The organism is Singulisphaera rosea (assembly GCF_054877945.1).
Map to the genome: position 1 here is coordinate 144,069 of NZ_JBTYIP020000002.1, position 20,292 is coordinate 164,360.

The following is a 20,292-nucleotide window of genomic DNA, read 5'->3' on the forward strand; positions in this document are numbered from 1 at the left end:
TCCTCACCGACCCGCCCCCCGCTCGGTATGGACGACAACAACCCTTCCAACGACGCCTCCACGTGAGTTATCGCGTGAGAAAGCGGGACGGATAGGGGTTTGGGTCGAATTGCTTTTGGGTTATGCTGAGATCATGAGTGGTTTCGCGCCTCGTCGCGAGCCCGGCCATCATCCTGGGATTGCCAATTCGGCAAAGGGTTAGGGCGAGGGCCCAACCCAACTAGGGATCTTTTCCAATGAATCGCTCGACGGTCGCGAACCGGTGGAATCTCGATCTGATCGAGGAGAACTACCAGCGATGGCGGGTCGACCCCGCCTCGGTCGAGGAGAGCTGGCAGATCTTCTTCGAAGGGTATGAGCTCGGCCATTCCGGAAACGGGACGGCCGGCGCCGAAGTCGACCAAGACGGCGCGAGGGCCCAAGCCTCAGTCACTCGCCTGATCGACGGCTACCGCGAGATCGGCCATTACCTGGCCGACCTCGACCCCTTGAAGCTCAATCCGTCCCGCGACTCGCACGAGTTGCTCGAGCCCCAGGCTTTCGACCTCAGCTCGGCCGACCTCGACAAGCAATACTACAACCGCCTGACCGATCCCCCCTACTCGACCCTCCGCGCCCTGATCGCGATCCTCCGCGAGACGTACTGCCGGAAGATCGGCGTCGAGTACATGCATATCCGGAACACCGAGATCCGGCGTTGGCTCCAGGAACGGATGGAGCCGAACCGCAACCGGCCTCGGTTCGACATCCGCCAGAAGCGGCGGATCATCCTCAAGCTCAATGCCGCCGAGCTCTTCGAGACGTTCCTCCACACGCACTACGTCGGCCAGAAGCGTTTCTCGCTCGAAGGGGGGGAGATGCTCATCCCCCTGCTCGACGCGGTCATCGAACGCTCCTCGAAGTATGGGGTGCGCGAGATCGTGATGGGGATGCCCCACCGCGGCCGTCTGAACGTCCTGGCCAACATCCTCAACAAGCCGTACGGGATGATCTTCGGCGAGTTCGAGGGGAACATGCCCGAGACCGTCGGCGGCGACGGCGACGTGAAGTATCACCTCGGGTTCTCGGCCGACCACGTCACGACGGACAAGCACTCGGTCCACCTCTCGCTGACCCCCAACCCGAGCCACCTCGAGGCCGTCAACCCGGTCGTCGAAGGGCGAATGCGGGCCAAGCAGCGCCGATTCAAGGACCGCGACCGCAAGCTCGGGCTGCCGATCCTGATCCACGGCGACGCCGCGTTCGCGGGCCAGGGGCTCGTGGCCGAGACCCTGAATCTCTCTCAATTGCCCGGATATCGCACCGGCGGCACCATCCACATCGTCGTCAACAACCAGATCGGCTTCACGACCGCCCCCAACGACGGGCGGTCGACCCGATACTGCACCGACGTCGCGAAGATGATCGAGGTGCCGATCTTCCACGTCAACGGCGAGGATCCCGAGGCCGTCGTCTACGTCGCCGAGCTCGCGCTCGACTTCCGCGAGACGTTCGGGCAGGACGTCGTCATCGACATGGTCTGCTACCGGCGACACGGCCACAACGAAGGCGACGAGCCGGCGTTCACCCAGCCGCTCATGTACGGCAAGATCCGCGACCGGATGACGATCCGCGAGCTCTATACCGAGCACCTGGTCATGACCGGCGACCTCTCGACCGACGAAGTCGAGACCATCGCCGAGACCTTCCGCGACAAGATGGAAGAGGTCTACAAGGAGGTCCACGAGCGTCATGAGGCCCCTCGCCCGGCCCCCCGCGGCTTCTCGGCACACTGGACGGGCCTGACATCGCAATACTCCTTCAAGCCGGTCGAGACTGGGGTCTCCTACGAGACCATCAAGTCGATGACCGAGCTGATGGCGGCCGTCCCCTCGAACTTCGCCCTCAACCCCAAGATCGAGCGGATCCTCGCCGCGAGGGTCAAGACGGTCGAGGCCAAGGGTGGGGTCGACTGGGCGTTCGGCGAGGCCCTCGCCTTCGGCTCGCTCCTCCTCGAGAACACCCCGGTCCGACTCAGCGGCCAGGACAGCCGGCGCGGGACGTTCAGCCAGCGTCACGCCGTGCTCGTGGATGGCCGCACGGGTGAACGCTACGTGCCGCTCAACCACCTGGCCGAGGGGCAGGCGGAGATCTGCGTCTACGATAGCTTCCTATCCGAAGCAGCCGTGCTCGGGTTCGACTACGGGTACTCGCTCGACGAGCCCCACATGCTGATCCTCTGGGAAGCCCAGTTCGGCGACTTCGCCAACGGCGCCCAGGTGATCATCGACCAGTTCATCGCGTCGGCCGAGTCGAAGTGGGACCGCGCCAGCGGCCTCGTCATGCTCTTGCCGCATGGCTACGAAGGGCAAGGTCCCGAGCACTCCAGCGCCCGGCTCGAACGGTTCCTCCAGCTCTGTGCCGAAGACAACATCCAGGTCGTCTACCCTTCGTCCCCCGCGCAATACTTCCACATGCTCCGCCGGCAGGTGCGACGCGACTTCCGCAAGCCGCTGATCGTCATGACGCCGAAGAGCATCCTCCGCCACAAGGCGGCGGTTTCGCCCGTCGAGCAGTTTGTCTCGGGACGATTCCAGGAGGTCATCGACGACCCTGCGGATCCCAAGCACATCCAACGGGTCGTTGTCTGCTCGGGTAAAATCTATTACGACCTGATCGCGAAGCGCGAGGCTGTCGGCAAGTCTCGCGAGGTTGCGATCGTCCGCCTCGAACAGTTCTACCCCTGGCCGGCCGACGCCCTGAAGGCCGCCTTCTCCCGCTACCGCTCGGCCCGAGAATGGGTCTGGGTGCAGGAAGAGTCGCAGAATATGGGGGGATGGACGTTCGTGGCGCCGAGGCTCCAGGAACTGATGAACGTCTCGTTCCAATACGTCGGCCGCGACGCCAGCGCCAGCCCGGCGACCGGCTCGCACGCCGTCCACGACCGGGAGCAGGAGGAGTTGGTCGAAGCCGCGATCGGCTCGGCGATCCCCCACCTGGTCACCGCCCACCCGGTGCACCCGGCCGTGGCCATGCCCTTGAAGCAAGGAGTGAGCTGACATGCCCGCCGTGGCGATCACCGTCCCCGGGGTCGGAGAATCGATCTCCGAAGGCATCCTGGCACGTTGGCTCAAGCCCGATGGGTCGGCCGTGAAGTCGGGCGAACCGCTGTTCGAGCTCGAGACCGACAAGGCCAGCAACGTCTTCCCCGCGCCCGCCTCGGGTGTGTTGAAGGTTGCCGTCGCGGAGGGGACGACCGTTCCGGTCGGCTCCTCCCTCGGCACGATCGACCCCGATGCGCAGCCCGCTGCGGGATCGGCCAAGCCGGAGCCCGCGAAGGCGGCCCCCCCGGCCGAGAAGTCTCCGGCCAAGCCCGCGTCCGCCCCCGCCCCCGACGCCGCCTCGAATGGCGGCGTCGCCGTCGCGGGCCTGGCACCCTCGGTCCGTCGCATCGTGGCCGAGGAAAACGTTGATGTCAGCAAAGTCGAGGGGACCGGCCGAGGCGGCCGCGTCACCAAGGGCGACGTCGTCGCCCACCTCGACGCCAAGTCGGCCCCGCCTGCCCCGCAAACCACGCCGGCACCGGCTCCGGTCGCCGCCCCGACGACGGCGAACGAGGCCCCGGCCCCGGCCCGCCAGCGCGAGACGCGGCAGAGGATGAGCGGGATTCGTCAGAAGATCGCCCAGCGCCTGGTCGAAGTCCAGCAGACCGCCGCGATCCTCACGACCTTCAACGAAGCCGACATGACGCGGGTCATGGAACTCCGTGCCCGCTACAAGGACTCGTTCAAGACGAAGCACGGGGTGGCCCTCGGCTTCATGTCCTTCTTCGTCAAGGCGGCGATCGAGGCCCTCAAGGCCTACCCCGCCGTCAATGGGCGGATCGACGGGTCGGACATCGTCCTCCACAATTCCTATGACATCGGGGTCGCCGTCAGCACCGAGCGTGGGCTCATGGTGCCGGTCATCCGCGATGCCGATCGCCTGACCTTCGCCGGCATCGAGAAGACCATCGGCGGCTACGCGGTCAAGGCCCGCGACGGCAATATCGCCGTCGGCGACCTCCAGGGGGGGACGTTCACGATCACCAATGGAGGCGTCTTCGGGTCGCTCCTCTCCACGCCGATCCTGAACCCGCCCCAGAGCGGCATCCTCGGGATGCACTCGATCCAGAAGCGCCCGGTCGTCGTCGACGATCAGATCGTGATCCGGCCGATGATGTACCTGGCCCTCTCCTACGACCACCGAATCGTCGACGGCCGCGAGGCCGTCAGCTTCCTGGTCAAGATCAAGGAGTCGATCGAGAACCCCGAGCGGATGATGCTCGAGGTCTGATTTGAGCGGAACCAACCCAGACATCAAGGTCAAAGGCACGAGGGACCGTCCGGTTCCCTCGTGTCTTTGTGCCTTTCATGTGAGCACTTCCCAAGCTAAGGATTCCCGTTCATGTCCTCTGCGTCGAATCGGTATGATTTGATTGTGATCGGGGCGGGCCCCGGCGGCTACGTCGCCGCGATCCGAGCGGCCCAGCTCGGGATGAAGGTCGCCTGCATCGAGAAGCGGGCGACGCTCGGCGGGACTTGCCTCAACATCGGCTGCATCCCGAGCAAGGCGCTCCTCGACTCGAGCGAGCTCTACCACCTCGCGCAACATCGCTTCGGCAAGCACGGGATCAAGGTGGGCGGGCTGTCGCTCGACATCCCGGCGATGCTCGCCCGCAAGGACGAGGTCGTGAAGAGCCTGACCACGGGCGTCCGCGGCCTCTTCAAGAAGAACAAGGTCGAGCCGGTGTTCGGCAATGCCCGGGTCGGCTCGGCCAACACCGTGATCGTCCGCAACCCGAACGACGACGGTGAGACGACACTCGAGGCGTCGCATATCCTGCTCGCCACGGGGAGTGCCCCGATCAACCTCCCGTTCATGCCGTTCAACGGCAAGACGATCGTCAGCTCGACCGAGGCGCTCGAGTTCGACCGGGTGCCCGAACACCTCGTCGTGGTCGGCGGCGGCGTCATCGGCCTCGAGCTCGGCTCCGTTTGGAAGCGGCTCGGCGCCAAGGTCACGGTCATCGAGTTCCTCCCGAGGATCACCCCGTCGGCCGATGTCGAGGTGGGAGCCCTACTCTACAAGAGCCTGGTCAAGCAAGGCTTCGAGTTCCATCTCGAGACCAAGGTCACCGGCGCCAAGGTCGACGGCGACTCCGTGACCGTCAGCGCTGAGACGAAAGACGGCACGGCGCTGAGCTTGCCGTGCGACCGCGTTCTCGTTGCGGTCGGTCGTCGGGCCTATTCCGAAGGACTCGGACTGGCCGAAGCCGGTGTGAACGTCGACCCGAAGACGGGCAAGGTCTCGACCGACGCCCATTTCCGGACCAACGTCCCCACCATCTCGGCCATCGGCGACCTCATCGACGGCCCGATGCTCGCGCACAAGGCCGAGGATGAAGGGGTGGCGTTCGCCGAGATGCTCGCCGGCAAGCCGGGCCATGTCGACTACAACACGGTGCCGAACGTGATCTACACCTGGCCCGAGTTGGCCAGCGTCGGGATCACCGAGGAGCAGGCCAAGGAGCGTCAGCTTCAGTATCGCGTCGGCAAGGTCCCGTTCATGGCCAACGGTCGCGCCAAGGCGATGGATGAAACCGAAGGGGTCGTCAAGATCATCGCCGACTCCAAGACCGACCGAGTCCTGGGCGTCCACATCTTCGGCCCTCGCGCCTCCGACTTGATCGCCGAGGCCGTGACGACGATGGAATTCTCGGGCAGCGCCGAGGACATCGCCCGGATTTGCCACGCCCACCCGACCCTTTCCGAGACCGTCAAGGAAGCCGCCCTGGCGGTCGACGGTCGCACGATCAACTTCTGACGCCCGCCCCCCGCGGCGAAACGACCCTTCATCGCGCGAGCTCGACGCCGAATTCTCCGAGCGTCGGGCTCGCCAGGTCTTCTTTCCCCCTCGGCTTAACTTGCTCTCTCGGATCGACCGCAATCCTCGCGGAGATCTTGCCGACGTGCAGACCCCGATCGGGAACCGGCTGTCCACGCCCCGCCGACGCGCCGCGGCGCTCTTCCTCGCGGCATTCGTCGTCATCTCCGACTTCGTCCTGGTCTGGCTCGGAGACCACTCCTATTCCGGCCCTCGGCTCATCCCGCCGATCGTCGCCCTGACGATTTACGGGGTTCTGGTCCGAGGCGACCTGACGTCCCTCGGCTTCGGCGTCAGGCCCGTCCAGGGTTATCGCTACTGGGCGACGGCCACCCTTCTCATCGGTCTCGTCGTGGGCCTGATATCCCTGACGGTCGGGGCTGTTTATGTCGCGGCCGGTGTTGCGATCCCGATCCTTGGCGTTCCTCTGCCACTCGTCCCGCAGTTCTTGTTCCGGATGTGCGTCGTCGCTCCGCTCGTCGAGGAGTTGATCTATCGTTCTGTGCTCTGCACATTGACGTCTCCCAGCCTCAAGCCTGGACTGACAATCGCCGTCAGCGGCGTCGCCTTCGCCTTCCTCCACGTGCTGTACGGCAACCCTGGCCCCGACAACTTCGCCGCGGGGTTCCTCCTGGCCTGGGCTTACCTGAAAAGCGGGACGATACTCACGCCCGTCTTCCTCCACTCGCTCGGGAACCTTTGCGTTCTTGCCGTCTGGGTGTTCGTCTGGTATTGGAGATCAGGGATCCATTGATCGTCGAGCTCGACGATTCTTGAAACGGAGGTCATGTGGCGAAGTTTTCCCAATCGCGGTCGCGACACGACCCGGAATTGACGATCGGCGATCGCCTCGTCACCGCCTTCGTCGGGGGTATCTGCACCTTCGGCACGGCGGGTCTGTTCTGGGTCATTCTCTTGGGAAGGACCGGCCGAAGAGGCCAGGAACTTGAAATCCCCTTCCACTGGGTAGGGATCATCACCGGAGTCGGCGCCTTGGCCAGTTTCGCGGCCGGCCCGGAACGGACCATGGATGTCTTCCAGGTGACGTGGAAGAAACTCTTTGGTCGGAGACGGTGGTGGAATTGAATCGTTCCTCACCCGAGAAATCGATGTGATGACTTCGCTTGGTCGTCTCGCGGTCAGCTTCGGAGCGGTTCGCGTCGGAGACGCCTCTCTTCGGCATAAGCCCGAATCGGATCCGAATGAATAAATTGTGGTTTATTGTTGAATTTTTAAAAACTAACAAGCAACTTTATTGGATTTATTAAAAATAGATTCACTTGCTATCGCTTTTGGCTCTGTGGAGTTTCTTGAGATACCGGGTGAGGCAGCGACCTCGGTTTGAACCGCTCTACCCAGGGGGAACTCCCTCTTCCGAGGTCGAAATCCCCGGAGCAACCGTCGCCGCGTCGAGTTTTTGGAGCGACTCGAAATACCCTCGCCCCAGGTCGGGGTCGGTCATCGAGACATAAGCCGCCATGCCGTAGAGGTTCGAGAGCGACTCTCCCTCGGGAGCAGGTTTGCCGAGGCTTCGGTTGTGGATCGCCGCGCGGAGTTTGCGCCGGAACTCTCGAGGGACGCGAGGCGGGGACACTCCGTTTACGACGAGGCCCGTGATCTTCTGGCGACCGCCGGGGCGTCCCACGGTCGTCTTCTCGGGGTGGATCGTGAACCCTTCGCCTTCGACGATACGGCGAATCGACCCGAGGAGGGTCCCGACGTGGGGCGGGCCTTCGTGATCGCACGGCAGGCTGAAGGCCAGGTCGTCGGCATATCGGGTGTAGCGCCAGCCGAGCTTCCTGGCCAGCCCATTCAGCCGCCGGTCCATCTGCAGACCGAGCGTGTTCGTCAGGGCCGGACTCGTCGGCGCCCCCTGGGGCAGGCAGCGGGGCCCTAGCGCGACATAGTACGTCTTCCCCTCGAGCTCGACGATCTCTCGGGGTGACTCGGTGCAGATCAAGGCGAGGAGGGTCGCGACGCCTTCGCGATATCCGGCCTTCCGGAAGATACCCTTGACCCTCGGCAGGGTCACGGTGGGGAAGAAGTCTTTGATGTCGACCTTGACCACGAGACGCGGGTTGGAGTGGGCCGCGGCGTTCGAGAGCGTCGACCGGCCGGGGAGGAAGCCATGCACCGACCCATGAACGATCAATTTCTCGACGATGTTGCGGAGGATCCAGTGCTGGGCCTCCTTGAGCCTGGGCATGGGTGCCCAGATCGCCCGGGAGGAGCCGTCGCGCTTGGGGATCGTGAACCGGGTGTAGTTCAGGCTCGTGGCCGCGTCGCGGTGATAGGCGAGGTGGCGCAGCTCCGGCACGGTGATCCCCAGGGCCTCGGCGAGCTGCTTGGGGGAGTCGATCGGAGGGAGCTCATTCTCGGCGGCGCGAGATTCGGCGTTGGGGAGGTCCCACTTGTCGGGCCCTTGCGCGTCGGACCAGAAGACCCCCTCGCCGAGGTGGACGATGTGGGTCGCCTTGTGGGCGTCCCAGGCCTCTCGGCTCAGCTTGCGACGCTCCTCGGCCTCGGCCTTGAGCGACTTCTTGTAGGCCTCGCGTTCGCGGTCGGACATCGAGTCCGTCTCGCGGCGCTGGACCACGAAGCCGCGTTCGGCGAGTTGGGCGTTGACGAAGGCCTGCACGCCACCGGCCTGCTCGATGGCACGCCAGAGGGCGATCGGGTCGGACTGCCGAGGTCGAGACATCCCCTTCCCTCTCCCATTGACTCATCCGGGCCGGTCCCACGCGGAGACGGTCGGCTCAGCTTGCGGTCGCGTCGAGGAAGCCCCGGGCTTCCAGCTCGGCGACACGCGCGAGGTAGGCCCCGCGAGCATCGTCGACGCTGTCGAACGTGAGGGTCTGCAATCGACGCGATTGATCGTCGCGGCCCCACCGGACCTTGACCCGTCGGCGATCGAGCGAGACCTGGTAGATCTCTTCTCCGGCCGCGATTCTCTTCGAGTAGGTCCGCGTCTCGACGGTGATCGCCTGCTTGGAGTCGATCCCCTTGAGCCGCCGCGACTCCTGCTCTGCGTAGGCCAATCGCAGGGCCACGAGGTGGATACACGGTCCGGCCTTCAGCCCTTGTTTGCGGAAAGCGGCGCACGTGCAGTCGGCCTTCGTCACCTGGCCTTCGTCGGCCAGGAGCATCTGCGGGCGGTACTCACGTCGATCCTCCGCGACGACGACCTGGCCGGTCAGCTCCAGTCCCGTGCCCGGGATCCGGTTCTCCGAGACGATGGAGACCGCCCCTCGACGCGTCAGGAGGTCATGCGCGATCCGTTCGCGTTTGTCGCGGAATTCGAGGCGGCCCGGCTCGATCGGCACGTCCGTCAGCGGGCGGAAGCGGTAGACGTCGCAGGCGAGGTCGTACATCAACTTCCCCTGCTGGCAGCCGAGTTGGAGGGCCTCGGTGAGAGCCGGCCAGGCCAGTCCCGTGGCCTTGGCGAGCTCGCCGGCCCCGGCCGACCAATGTTCGTAGAGATGCGTCAAGACGAGGTCGAGGGGCCGGCTCGTCGTCTCGGTCTTCCGCGGCAGCATGAGGTCGAAGTTCAGGGCCTGCGACCAGTTCGCGGCCGTGAAGCCGGTGAGCCCCAAGGTCAGGGTCATCCCCCGGCCTCGAAGCACCCAGAAGCTGGGGAGGCCGCTCCCGAGGACGTGGACCTCGACCCCTTCGGTATACGGCAAGAACCGTTGGAGTAACGCGAGCCGCCGCCGTCCCCAGACCCGGACGACTCGGGCCGCCCTTCCCTTGAAGGGTTCCGACGTCGCAGCAATCACGGTGTTCCACGGCTCGAGCACCAATCGCGGCACCTCGCCGGGAACGAGCTCGATCCTCAGACCCCGGCGCTGGCCTTTGATGTCGGCGTGCAGCCGAAGGTGCCGGAGTGCGTTGTAGAGGTCTAAGGGCGCGAGCGAGAAACGATCGCTCGGCAACGCGGCCGAAGACTGGACCTGCAAGAACCCCCGGAGCCACGAGTCGGGGACCCGGATATGCTTCTCGAGGACTTCGCCTGCCGCTTCAGTGGCGACCGTCACCCCCTCCTGCCCGATGCTCAGCCGGGTTTCGCGATAGCTCCGCATCTGCTGCAACCCCTGGAACAGGGTCTGGCTGAAGTCGATGTTCGTGGTGCCGAAGGTGGGAGGGCTGATCGCCTCGAAGGCCTCGCGATCGATCCCGAGCTTGGCATAGGCCCCTTCGTCCTTGCTGAAGACTTCGAACAGGACCTCGTCGGGATGGACGGTGATCACCGGGTCGAGCACGACGAAGGCCAGCGGGTCGTTGCGTAGGAGCCAGGAGAAATACGCCCTCTGCGCCTGCCAGGCATTCAGATGAGAAGACTCTCGACGCATCCGAGTATAGGCCAGGTGGGCCGTCCGGTCCTTCGGGACGTATCGGAAATCACTGGCGACGATGGCATAGAGCGCAGACATCGCCTCGCGGAACTGCAGCGGATCTTTGACCACGCCGTCGAACTGGACGGGCTCGCGACGGAGGTTGCCTGCGAGGGCGAGCTCGGCCTTGTCGTCCGTCGTGACCAGCCGGCTGAGGCCGGCGTAGGCCAGGGTCACGTCGGTGGCTTCGGGGCTGTTGGCCTGGGGAGACTCGGCCGGGTCTCGAGACTCGTCGGCGCCGCTCATGACTTCACCTCGGCCTTGGCCTTCGCGTTAGCCTTCGCCTTCGCCGCCGCGGTTACGGCTTTCTGCCTCAGCCGCTTCGATCGTCGCAGGCCCCGAAGGGCAACCTTACGAAGGTCCTCGTCCTCGTCCTTCGCGGTCCCGACCCTCTTGAGGATCGCTTCGGCCGGGTCGGTCGCCATCGCCGCGAGCCCTTCGATTGCCCCGAACCGGACCGCCTCGGGAGAGCCGCGATCCTCGGCCACCGTGGCCAGCGACTTCACGTCGCGACGTTTGATCAAGGCGGGAAGGACGATCCCCTGGTAGTGGATCTGGCGGACGGCGTTACGGAGAGTCTCGTCGGTGACGACTGCGGGATCGAGCCGGCTGAGTCGCTCGAAGCTCGTACGGTCGGAGAGGAGCGAACCGGCGAGCTTCGAGGCCAACGCCGGATACCATTGCCCGATCGCCTGCGCGGCGGCGGATCGGACGTCGGGTGAGCCCGTGGTCGCGGCCGCCTCCAGGGCCTTCAGGGCTTCTGCGTTCGGCTCGCCTTCGGCCAGGGCGAGCACGGCTTCGAGTCGGATCGGTTGGAACGCCGGGTCGTTTGATCCGTCTTTTGCCATATCAATCAATGTTGATGTAGCGATTCCGATTCGGCCCGCGGCCCAGACGAGGTTCCTCAGGCATTCCCGCAGTTCTTGGAGTCGGGTTTCGCCCTGACGTCTGTCGTCCTCCAACGACTTCCGCTTCTCCGACCAGATCCTTCGCCATTCAGCGAGCGTGGACTCGAGCGGAATGGCGACCTCCGGCACTCGCTTACCCGCTCGCCCCAGGACCCGGGCCGCTACGCCCGCCGACGTGGGGTCGGGGCTTGCTAACGCCGCCTTCGCCTCGACGATCGGCAGTTCCTTTCGATTCACGAGCACCGAGGCGAGGAGCTTTCGGAATTCCTCCTGGCAACGGGGGAGGATCTCGAAGATGCGACCGGGTTCGCCTCGCGTCCGCACACGTTCCACGATGGCGTCGAGGTCGTCGACCGAGTCGGGCTCGTCGTTCGAGAGCAAGGCATAGTCGGGCTCGAGGGCGTCCTTTCCCCAGAGGCGTCGAGCACTCGTGAGCGCGGTATCGAGGTCCGGGGTGTCGCAATTCCCCGAGAGCATCCTGAGCAGGAGGTCGCGAGTCGCGGGCTCGTCGTCGTAACCGAGGAGCTCGGTCGCCGTCTCCCGGTATGGGCGACCGACCTCGGCGGCATGTTCGCGGACGAGGTCCCAACCCGGATGGGTATTGAACCAACGCAGCCCGATCAGTGCGGCGCGTGCCACGCTGCCGTCGCTCTTGGCGTGGCGTTTCAGGATGGCGAAGATTTCCTCGGCCCTCGAGGATCGGCCCATGTGGCCGATCGCCTCGGCCGCCGAGTCCTGGAGGGCATGGCCTTCCTCGGCCGCCAGCTTCAGGAGCACGTCGAGACACCGCTCGTCCGCAAGCTCCCCGAGCGCGATGACGGCCCTCTGCCGGACGTTGAGGTCGGTCGCGAAGTCGATGCTCGCCAGCAGGACATTCAAGCCGTCCTTGCGTCCCGACTTGGCCAGCCCCTCGGCGGCGAGGAATTGCGTGAGCGTATCCCGATGGGAGAGCGCCTTGCGTAGTGGCTCGGCGTCGCCGTCCCGCTTGCGGAGCCGCCACCCGACCGCCTCGGTGATCAAACGCCGGAGATTCTCGTCGGGATGGTTGGTCAGGCCACCGAGGACACTCCCGACTTTGGGACTCTTCGCCCAACGCGCCCCCGACAGCAAGAGACCGAGAGACTTCGAGTCCGCCGGGGCAGAGACGCGCTCCATGAGGAGGGCGAGGACTTCGTCGTCGCGTGGGGACTGCGACTCCTCCCAGCGGTCATCGGGCCGATCGCCTTCCATGTCCTCGATAGGCTGGTCGTACCCGCTGATGGTCAGGAGGGTCTTGAAGATGAGGTCGCGACGCTTGGGTTGCTTGTCCCAGAGCTTGAGAAGTCGGTCGACGATCTCGGGTCGCCGGAATTGTCCGACCACTCGCAGGAGTTCCTCCGCGTTGGCGGTCCCCGCCGGATCGTTCTCGATCCGGTCGAGCAGGACGTCGTTGGCGTTCCAATCGCCCATCGCGAGGAAGGCCTGGGCGACGCGCTGCTGGGGGAACGGCAGGCCGGCGTCGAGGAGGATGCTCTTCAAAGCCTTCGCCGCCGCCGGATCTTTCTTCTCCGCCAGTTGGAACGCGGCCGCCTCTCGGACGAGTCGATACCGCGACTCGAGTGCCTGGCGGAGGACCCCGCGAACACTTGGATCTTTCGCATCCTCTCCGGCCAGCCAGAACACGGCCTGCGTCCGGAGTCGTTCGTTCGCGGCCTCGAGGGCCCGTGTCGCCGAACCAACGGCCCCTTTCCGGCTCGTCAGCAGCTTGAACGCTTCTAATGCGAGCCCGTCCTTGCGGGACAGCATCGCCTGTTCGAGGACGGCTCGCCCCTCGGCCTCGGACCCGCCTGCGGTGAGCAACTCGAGACCTTTGATCCCCAGGTCCGTATATCCCGACGCGAGCGCCTCGGAGGCGAGGGATGTCGTCGACTTCCCGACGGCCTGCGCCTGGTCGAACGCCTGGAGACGGACCACCTGGTTCGGATCCCCCATCGCCTGCACGAAGATTGGGCGTGCGGCCGCCGCCAGGGTGGGTTGGGATCTCGCGAGGCCCAAGAGCCGCCCGAGCGCCGACTGCCGGACGCGGGCGAGGTCGCTTTCGGAGGCTCCTTCCTTCGACTTTCCCGAGCTACCTTGCTCTCGGACGAGCCCCACATAGGCTCCGAACGCCAGCGCGCGGAGCCGCTCGAGGTTGTATTGGAGGGGGACGGGCTTCCGTTTCGAAGCCTGCTTCCGGAGTGCCTCGAGCTCGGACGCGAACCGACCGGCGAAGACGGACCACGCCTGGAGGAACGGCTCGGGCTCGTCTTCCTCGAGCAACCGGAGCAGCCGGGCTGCGCGGGCCTGGAGCTGTGAGTGGCCGTGGACAAGGACTTCCGCCAGGCCATCCACGGTCGTCGCGGGGATCGTCCAGGCAGGTTTGTCACCGCGGTCGTTCACCAGCTCGACGACGAAACGCGCGAACCCTGACGGGTCCGCGAGCGACTCAAGGGCCCTGGCCGCGATCAAGCGGAAACGAGGCGTCCGGCTCGAGAGGCAGGCCAGGCAGCGGGCCGCCGTCCCTTGCGACTCCTTCCACTCCCGCATCATGAGCAGGAGCAGGGCGCGTGAACGTGTCTTCTCGTTGGTGTCGTCGAGGAAGACGACGAGCCGATCCTCGCCCGATGCCCCGAGGGCCAGGGCCGCCGCGATCCGTTCGCCGACGCCGATGACCTTGGCCGCGGGCTCGGAAAAAACGAGCGCCGAGACCGAAGCGTCCCCCGCGAAGGCCAGGCCGAGTGCGGCGTGGTACTTGACCTCGGGGTCGTGGTGCTGCAGGGCCTGCCGGAGGGCGTCGGTTGCATCCGCATGCGCGACCCAGACGAAGGCCCGTGCGGCCTGCTTGCGGATCGCCGCGTGGGGGCTGTCGAGCGCCGGGATCACGTCGAGGAGGGCCGCGGAGTCGCCGAGCTCACCGAGGCCGTCCAGCGCCGACTCGGCGAGCTTCAACCAACGGGCTCGCTCCTCCTTGTCGATCGGTTCCGTCGCGGTCGCCAGGCCGACGAGGGGGCCCAGCGCCATCGGGTCGCCGTGTCGGGCCAGCGCCTTGGCGGCGCGGAGCCGGACGTCCGCGTGGGGGCTGTCGATCGCCGACGCGAGGGCGGGCCTCGCATCGGCGTCGATGAGCGAGTCGAGCGCGGCGAGCCGGACCTCCCGATCCTCGTCGTCGAGCGCCCGAATCAGGAGCGCCTGCGCCGCGGCGTTGTGCCGCTTGACGAGTCCATCGACCGACCGCTTGCGGAGGTCGGCATATCGCGAGCCGAGTCCGGCGTCGAGGATCTCCAGCCCCTTGGTCTTCTTCGCCGCGAAGCCGAAGGCCTCCTCTCGGAGTGCGGGGTCGGGATCGTTGAAGAACTCGAGGAGCAGGTCCCATCCCCAAGGCTCGGCGACCTGGGCCACAACTTCGTTGAGGACGTCGCGGCGGATGTCGGCGTGAATCGACCTGGCCGCGAACCGGAGCGCCCCGGGCGTGCCAAGAGGCGTGGGTTGGAGGACGCGGAGCGCCGACTTGAAGGCCTCGTTCCGGACGCTCGTCGCACCGTCGTTCAGGGCACGGGTCAGGAGTTGCAGGGCGGGGGCCGAACTCGGGTCTTTGCGGACCTCGCCCGTGAGCGTTTGGAGGGCACGACGGCGGACATCTTCATGCGAAGCATTCAGGCCCGACTCCGCGGCCTGGAGGGGCTCTCGCTTTTGGAGCGTCTCGAGCGCGGTGTACGCGGCATCGCGAACCTCCCCGTCCGCGTCGTGGAGCAGCAGCCGGATGCGGTCGACGGCCCTCGCGTCGCCCAGCCAGGCTAGGGCGCGGCAGACCCAGGCCCTGGCCCATTTCTCCTCCTCTCGGCCGAGTTGGAGCAGGAGCCCGAACGCCCGGGGGTCGCCCAGCAACGCCAGCCCGCTCGCCCCACGGAGACACGTGTCGATCGATCGGCTCGCGCTCGCCTGGAGCAACGGTTCCAGGTCCGACTCGCCCAACTCACCCTTGCCGAGGGCGGATGCGACCTTGGACACCGCTTTTTTGACGAGCTTGCCCACGACCTCGGCACCGGAGGGCGTGGTCTCCAATTCGGCGAGTTGTCGCTTGAGCTCGGTGTCGCGGGCGCTCAACGCTTCGAGCAAACGTTCGCGAGTGTGGAGCGTCAAAAGGTACGCCGTGAGCCGGATGTCGGGATGGGCGTCCTCGAGTCGGCGTCGGAGGGCCGATTGGACGGACGGGTCGCCGAGCAAGCCTCGTCGGTGGAGGCGGAGCAGGCCCAATCGTCGGACGTCGGCGTGCTTCGACTCGAGGGCAAGAAGGTTTGGTTCCGGGCTTCCCGAGTCGTAGGCCGCCTCGAGGGCGACGACGGCGGCCTGCCGGACCTCGAGAGACCTGGCGTCGAGGGCGTCCGAGAGCCGCGCGAGCGCCTGGTCGTCCCGCTTCGCGAGCGTCTCCAGGGCCTGGACGGCCAGTCGACCCACGTCGGCCCTCTCGGCCTTGAGCGCCAGGTCGATCGGCCGGAGGTCGGCCTCGCCCTGGTGCTTGCGCAAGCCCCGGAAGGCCGAAATGCGCACGGCCTCGTCGTTGTGCTTCAGATGCGACCCGAGCAGCGGCACGGCTCGTTTGTGCGTCGATGCGCCGAGCAACTCGGCCGCCTGGAGTCGGAGGACGTGGTCGGGATCCGAGCCGACTTGTTCGGCGATCAACTCGATGGAACGTGCATCTCCGTAGCCGGCCAATTGCCGGAGCGCCACCTCCCGCCGCGTCGGATCGGTCTGGCCGAGCTCCTGTTTCGCCAGAGAATAGGCGTCGTCGATGCGGTGCGACCGATCCCCGATCTTGCCGGCGGCGTCCAGGGGAAAGATGCGGATCGAGTTGTCGTCGCAGACGGCCGCGAGTCGTGGTCGCTCGTGGACGACCACAATGGCCAGCGCGACGATGCGGCCGAGCCCGTCTTTGGTCGTCGCCGGCTTGATCGCGCCGACCCTCGGCCAGGACTTGATCGTGCTGTCGCGCGAACCCGAGTAGAGGCGATCGCCCGGCCCCCAGACCATCGACGTGACCAGGTCGGCGTGGTTGTTGCCTCGCCCCTTGTCCTCGGGCTCGAGCCGGCCTCGCGCGTGGGTGGAGAGGAGCTTTTGGTCGCCGCCCGCGGAGAAGACGCGCAACTCGTCGGGTTCAAAAAGCAAGGCGGAGACGAGGCCTTCGTGGAGCCGCTCGGACGCACTGAGCAGGAACTCGGGTTTCCCCTCGGCTTCGAAGATGGAGACGGTCCCCTTCGACGTCCCCACGGCGAGCCACTTCCCGGTGGGGTCGACCGCGAGTGCACTCCCGGGATCTGCCAGTTCGAGGGTCTGGAGCAGTTTGCCGTCGTTTCGGGCGAGGATCACGACTTTCGATTCGACCACGACCGCGAACCGGGCTTCGGCCAGCGGGGCTATCGCCGTCGCGGGTGCCTCGAGCGAGGGGCCGAGCGGCTTCGGGGCCCCTCCCGAGATCTTCGTGGTATAGAGGCGTTGGTCTGTTCCTGAGACCAAGAGTGTGTCGCCATCGACGGCGAGGGCGACTCCCCCCTGGGGCAAGGACACGGTGTCGAGGCTCAACGCATCGGCGTCGAGGAAGTAAAGTCCGGTCGGATGCCCCTCGGGATGGGCGGTCACGAAGATCAGGCTCTTGCCAACGCCGACGGCGGCCTTGATCTCGCCACGATAGGTCAGGAGTTTTTCGATGCTCACGACTCACCCTCCCCTGCCCCAACGCGAAGGCCGGGATGTCTGTGGCGGATCCTCGTTGCGGCGACGAGGCACGCGGCGCGTTCGCTCGGACCTCGCGAGACCATGAACTCGTCCATCAAGGGCAAGACGCCTCGGGCGAAATCCTTGTCTTCGAGCGCAAGGTCGCGCAGCGTTTCCAGCAGGGACAACTTCGCCTTCCGGGCGGCCAACGGCTTCAGCCGATCGCTCGCATCGTCCCCCTCTTTTGCCTTCTCGGGCCGGGGTGGCGGGATCTCGAAGAGGGTCCGGCGGAGGAACGACCACAACTCGCGGGTCGCCGCGGGCAGGTTCTCGGGTCGCACCGGCGGGCCGTTGCCGCGACTCTCCGACTGGGCCACCGCGGCTTTCTTCGCGGCGGCGCCGACGGTGGTCGTCGCGGGCACGTAGGGTTTCCAACCAGGGGTGATCCCGCGGTCCCTGTAGAGCGACCAGAGCGTCCGGACCACGAATCCTCGGACCCGACGGTCGGGACTCTCGGTAAGGCGGAAGAGCTCTTCAGGGAGCTGGAATTTCGCCGAACGTCCGATGATCCGGATGCCCAAAGCTCTCGTCGACTCATCGGCCGACTCGCAGAGCCGGAAGACCGCCGCCGGTCCGAGCGCCTCGGGGTCGATCCGATAGCGTCGGTGCTCGGGGGCATCGTCGGCCAGTAGGGCTTCGGCCACGAACGTGCGGACGTCGGCGTGGGGGTTCTCGGCCAGGGCCACGAGGTCGTCGGTCGAGGGAGCCCACCTCGCGAATTCCCAACGTGCCAGGAGGAGCGCCAGGTCTCGGAGCGGCTTTCGGCTCTCGAGGAAGAGAGGTCGAACCCGGTCGAGCGTGAGGAACTCCGCCGGGATCTCGGCGCCGGGATCGACGGGGCGGTCCGTCTCCGCCAGGGCGATGTCGGGGTGGTGGCGTCGGATGTATCGGATCGCGAACCGGGCGAGCGGGGCTTCCGACGCGCCGGGGGCCGACGCCATCTCCCAGAGTCGCGACGCCCCGACGAGGGCGTCCCCCTCCGTCGCCTGCGAGATGTGTCCGGTCAGCATCCGCAGGTAGGCCGTTTCCGAGATGATCTTGATGTTGGCACCGGCCGCGTTCAACTCCTCGGCCTTGACCTGCTTCGACCCTTTCTTCCCGTGTCCGTAGAGCGAAGATCCTTCGTCGCCGATGACCAGATAGTGGAGCTTCGGAGACACGCTCGACGCGACCGAGCCGCCGGCCGCACGCACTTTGTCCTCGGCATCCTTGCGCTGCATGGTCGCGAGCTTGCCCGTGAAGAGAAAGGACGCCCCGCCGAGGTCGACGGAAATTGCCCCGGCGGACGGGGCTGTCTCCGCCACCCCGCCCTTCGGGGCGAAGTCGGCGGGGCTGAACCCCTTGATCATCGTGTCGACCGCGAAGTCGTGGTAGCGAGGCTCGCTGCGGGCGGCGAGTCGCAAGAGCCACTCGAAGCCGAGCTCGCCCGGCGTGAATCGTCGGACGTCTCGGAGCCAGCCGAGGACTCGCTCGGACAGCTCCTCACTGAACTCGAGCGATCGGGCCCATGTTGGGCCGTTTCGTTTCAGCTCGGCGACCCAGGCATCGGCGTCCCACTCGGGGTGATAGGCCAGGCTCTTGAGGAAGTCGAGCCCGAGGAGTTGAGCCTTCAGCCTCCCCTCCTCGACCCAACTCGCGGTGAACGCCCGCGTCGTCCCTCGAAGGATGAGCCGCCGAAGCGCCGACTGCTCGACCGTGGCCAGATCGAACTTGGCGAGCTGCTCCATCGCGAACGGCGAATACCAGGCCGACCGGCCCTCTTCCCGATGATCGCCCGCCTCGATGACGCCCAGGAAGTAACCGCTCCCGAGCAGGTTCGCCGGGTGGGTTTGCAGCAAAAAGGTCGAGATAAACTTGAACGCCTCGAAGTTTCGCGTGAACAATCGTTCGCGAAACCAGTCGGGGGTCAGCTCCTTCGCCCCGAAGCTCTTGCGAAGCGTCGCGGCCGCGAGCTCGTGGCCGTACCTCGACTCGAGCAGCTTTCCCCAGGCCTCGAGCCCGACGTCCTTGCGTGCGTCCCGCCCCTGGAGCAAGTCGGCCGCCAGTCGACGAACGGCGACATGGCTGTTGTCCGCGAGCTCCACGAGGTCCTCGACGGGGAGGTCCCTCGCGTGGGTCCGGGCGTACTCGGCCGCATAAGCTCTCGCGGTGTCGGACGGGGAACGGAACAGCCGGAGGACGGCCTGGTGCAGGCCGAGCGTGCGGAACGCGGCCTGTTCGAACCGGGGGACGTTGTTCAGAACCCAGACCACGAACTCGTCGACGGGGCGGCTCCGGGTGTCGACCAACCGGGCCACCCACCCCGGCTCGACCTCGCGGATCGAGGCGCGGAAGTCGGCCTTCAAACAATCGGCGGCGAACTCCCGGACTCGGTCGCTCTCCGCTCTCTCGAGCAGGCCGAAGAGGGGCCGAGGTGTGCGCTTCCAGAGGTCGGGAAAGGCCCGGTCATTCAGGTTGATCTGCCGGCCAGTGTATTGGAAACGCGTTCGGCTGTACGCTCCGGTTCCATGGTAGAAAATATGATTGGCAACCCAGGTGTTCTGCCAATTTGTCCCGTCGCGATACCGTGCCAGGACGTCCGAGGCGACATCGGCATAGCAGGCGGGCCGCTCCCGCCCGACTTTTCTCAGGTATCGCCAGGCGCGTCGGCTGAGATAGGCGATCGTCCGGGCGCCGGCCCCGTCCCAGGGGCCCGACCCTTCGCCGTCGATCCGGGCCGCCAACGCCCCGAACACCTCGGTATCGTCCCGCGCCTCGGCCTCCTTAAAGATCGTCTTGAGGGCTTTCCAGGGACCGTAGGAGAGCGGCACCTCGGCGATGATCTTAAGGAGGGCTGCCCGCGCGTAGGGCCCGTTGTTCTCCCATAAGGCGAGGACGACCTCATGGAGCCTGAGCCGTTCGGGAGGCGGGACCTCGGCACCGGGGGCCTCGAGCGCCTTGAAGCGCTCGACCCGGACAATCGCCTGTTCCTCAAGCGGCTTGCGAGCAAAATCCCGGCTCCGGATCTCGATCAGGAGCTTCGCGAACGTCAAGGCCCCCTCTCGGGGAGGCGGCGTCGACGTGTCATCGTCCTCCTGGCCGGCGAGTTGGACGACGAGCTCGCTCAACTCGGGGTCGCGTGCCTGCCAGGCGAGGCGGACATCGTCCATGCGGAGATGCGTCGACATTGGCGGCTCGCCTCGCGATCTGGGACGTCGGAAAACCTCATCAACCGCCGCTCAAGCCGACGGACGAGAACCGTCGCCTCTGACGCCGCCGAGTGGCTTCCGAGCTTCGTCTCACCATCCATTGCCGATGGGCGA

Annotated in this window: 9 protein-coding genes; 5 read left to right on the forward strand and 4 right to left on the reverse strand. The window is 66.3% G+C overall.

Annotated elements, in window-relative coordinates:
* Window positions 1-236 precede the first annotated feature (236 nt).
* From ACYOEI_RS03765 to ACYOEI_RS03785, 5 genes are all read left to right on the forward strand, one after another.
* A complete protein-coding gene (locus ACYOEI_RS03765) occupies window positions 237-3,038 on the forward strand; it encodes a 2-oxoglutarate dehydrogenase E1 component (protein ID WP_462847962.1) in 2,802 nt (933 codons plus the stop codon).
* 1 nt (window position 3,039) lies between these two features.
* On the forward strand, window positions 3,040-4,314 hold the full coding sequence (gene odhB / locus ACYOEI_RS03770) for a 2-oxoglutarate dehydrogenase complex dihydrolipoyllysine-residue succinyltransferase (protein ID WP_462847963.1): 1,275 nt from the start codon (window positions 3,040-3,042) through the stop codon (window positions 4,312-4,314).
* Window positions 4,315-4,425: 111 nt separating this feature from the next.
* On the forward strand, window positions 4,426-5,844 hold the full coding sequence (gene lpdA, locus ACYOEI_RS03775) for a dihydrolipoyl dehydrogenase (RefSeq protein WP_462847964.1): 1,419 nt from the start codon (window positions 4,426-4,428) through the stop codon (window positions 5,842-5,844).
* Window positions 5,845-5,989: 145 nt separating this feature from the next.
* Complete coding sequence (locus ACYOEI_RS03780) at window positions 5,990-6,658, forward strand: CPBP family intramembrane glutamic endopeptidase (RefSeq protein ID WP_462847965.1); 669 nt, start codon at window positions 5,990-5,992, stop codon at window positions 6,656-6,658.
* Between the two features lie 35 nt (window positions 6,659-6,693).
* On the forward strand, window positions 6,694-6,990 hold the full coding sequence (locus ACYOEI_RS03785) for a hypothetical protein (protein ID WP_462847966.1): 297 nt from the start codon (window positions 6,694-6,696) through the stop codon (window positions 6,988-6,990).
* A gap of 265 nt (window positions 6,991-7,255) precedes the next feature.
* Here ACYOEI_RS03785 and ACYOEI_RS03790 read toward each other — a convergent pair whose 3' ends face one another.
* Genes ACYOEI_RS03790 through ACYOEI_RS03805 form a run of 4 tightly spaced genes read right to left on the reverse strand, consistent with a single transcriptional unit; the run spans window position 7,256 to window position 20,157 of the window.
* Window positions 7,256-8,605 carry a reverse transcriptase family protein gene (locus tag ACYOEI_RS03790; protein WP_462847967.1) on the reverse strand — a complete coding sequence of 450 codons (1,350 nt, stop codon included), beginning with the start codon at window positions 8,603-8,605 and terminating at the stop codon, window positions 7,256-7,258.
* A gap of 55 nt (window positions 8,606-8,660) precedes the next feature.
* The gene (locus ACYOEI_RS03795) at window positions 8,661-10,541 is read right to left on the reverse strand and encodes an SWIM zinc finger family protein (RefSeq protein ID WP_462847969.1); all 1,881 of its coding nucleotides are present in this window, start codon (window positions 10,539-10,541) and stop codon (window positions 8,661-8,663) included.
* Entirely contained in the window at window positions 10,538-16,930 is a 6,393-nt protein-coding gene (locus ACYOEI_RS03800; protein ID WP_462847970.1) for a HEAT repeat domain-containing protein, read from the reverse strand. Before ACYOEI_RS03800 ends, ACYOEI_RS03795 begins: the two co-directional genes overlap by 4 nt.
* Window positions 16,927-20,157 (reverse strand): BRCT domain-containing protein, encoded by a 3,231-nt coding sequence (locus tag ACYOEI_RS03805; RefSeq protein ID WP_462847971.1) that lies wholly within the window; start codon window positions 20,155-20,157, stop codon window positions 16,927-16,929. The genes ACYOEI_RS03800 and ACYOEI_RS03805 overlap by 4 nt, the downstream gene beginning before the upstream one ends.
* Between the last annotated feature and the right edge of the window lie 135 nt (window positions 20,158-20,292).

Excerpts from the sequence above, each read along its gene's own strand:
- ACYOEI_RS03765 (WP_462847962.1), top strand. The coding sequence starts at position 237 with ATGAATCGCTCGACGGTCGCGAACCGGTGGAATCTCGATCTGATCGAG.
- odhB (WP_462847963.1), top strand. The coding sequence starts at position 3,040 with ATGCCCGCCGTGGCGATCACCGTCCCCGGGGTCGGAGAATCGATCTCC.
- lpdA (WP_462847964.1), top strand. The coding sequence starts at position 4,426 with ATGTCCTCTGCGTCGAATCGGTATGATTTGATTGTGATCGGGGCGGGC.
- ACYOEI_RS03790 (WP_462847967.1), bottom strand. The coding sequence starts at position 8,605 with ATGTCTCGACCTCGGCAGTCCGACCCGATCGCCCTCTGGCGTGCCATC.
- ACYOEI_RS03795 (WP_462847969.1), bottom strand. The coding sequence starts at position 10,541 with ATGAGCGGCGCCGACGAGTCTCGAGACCCGGCCGAGTCTCCCCAGGCC.
- ACYOEI_RS03805 (WP_462847971.1), bottom strand. The coding sequence starts at position 20,157 with ATGTCGACGCATCTCCGCATGGACGATGTCCGCCTCGCCTGGCAGGCA.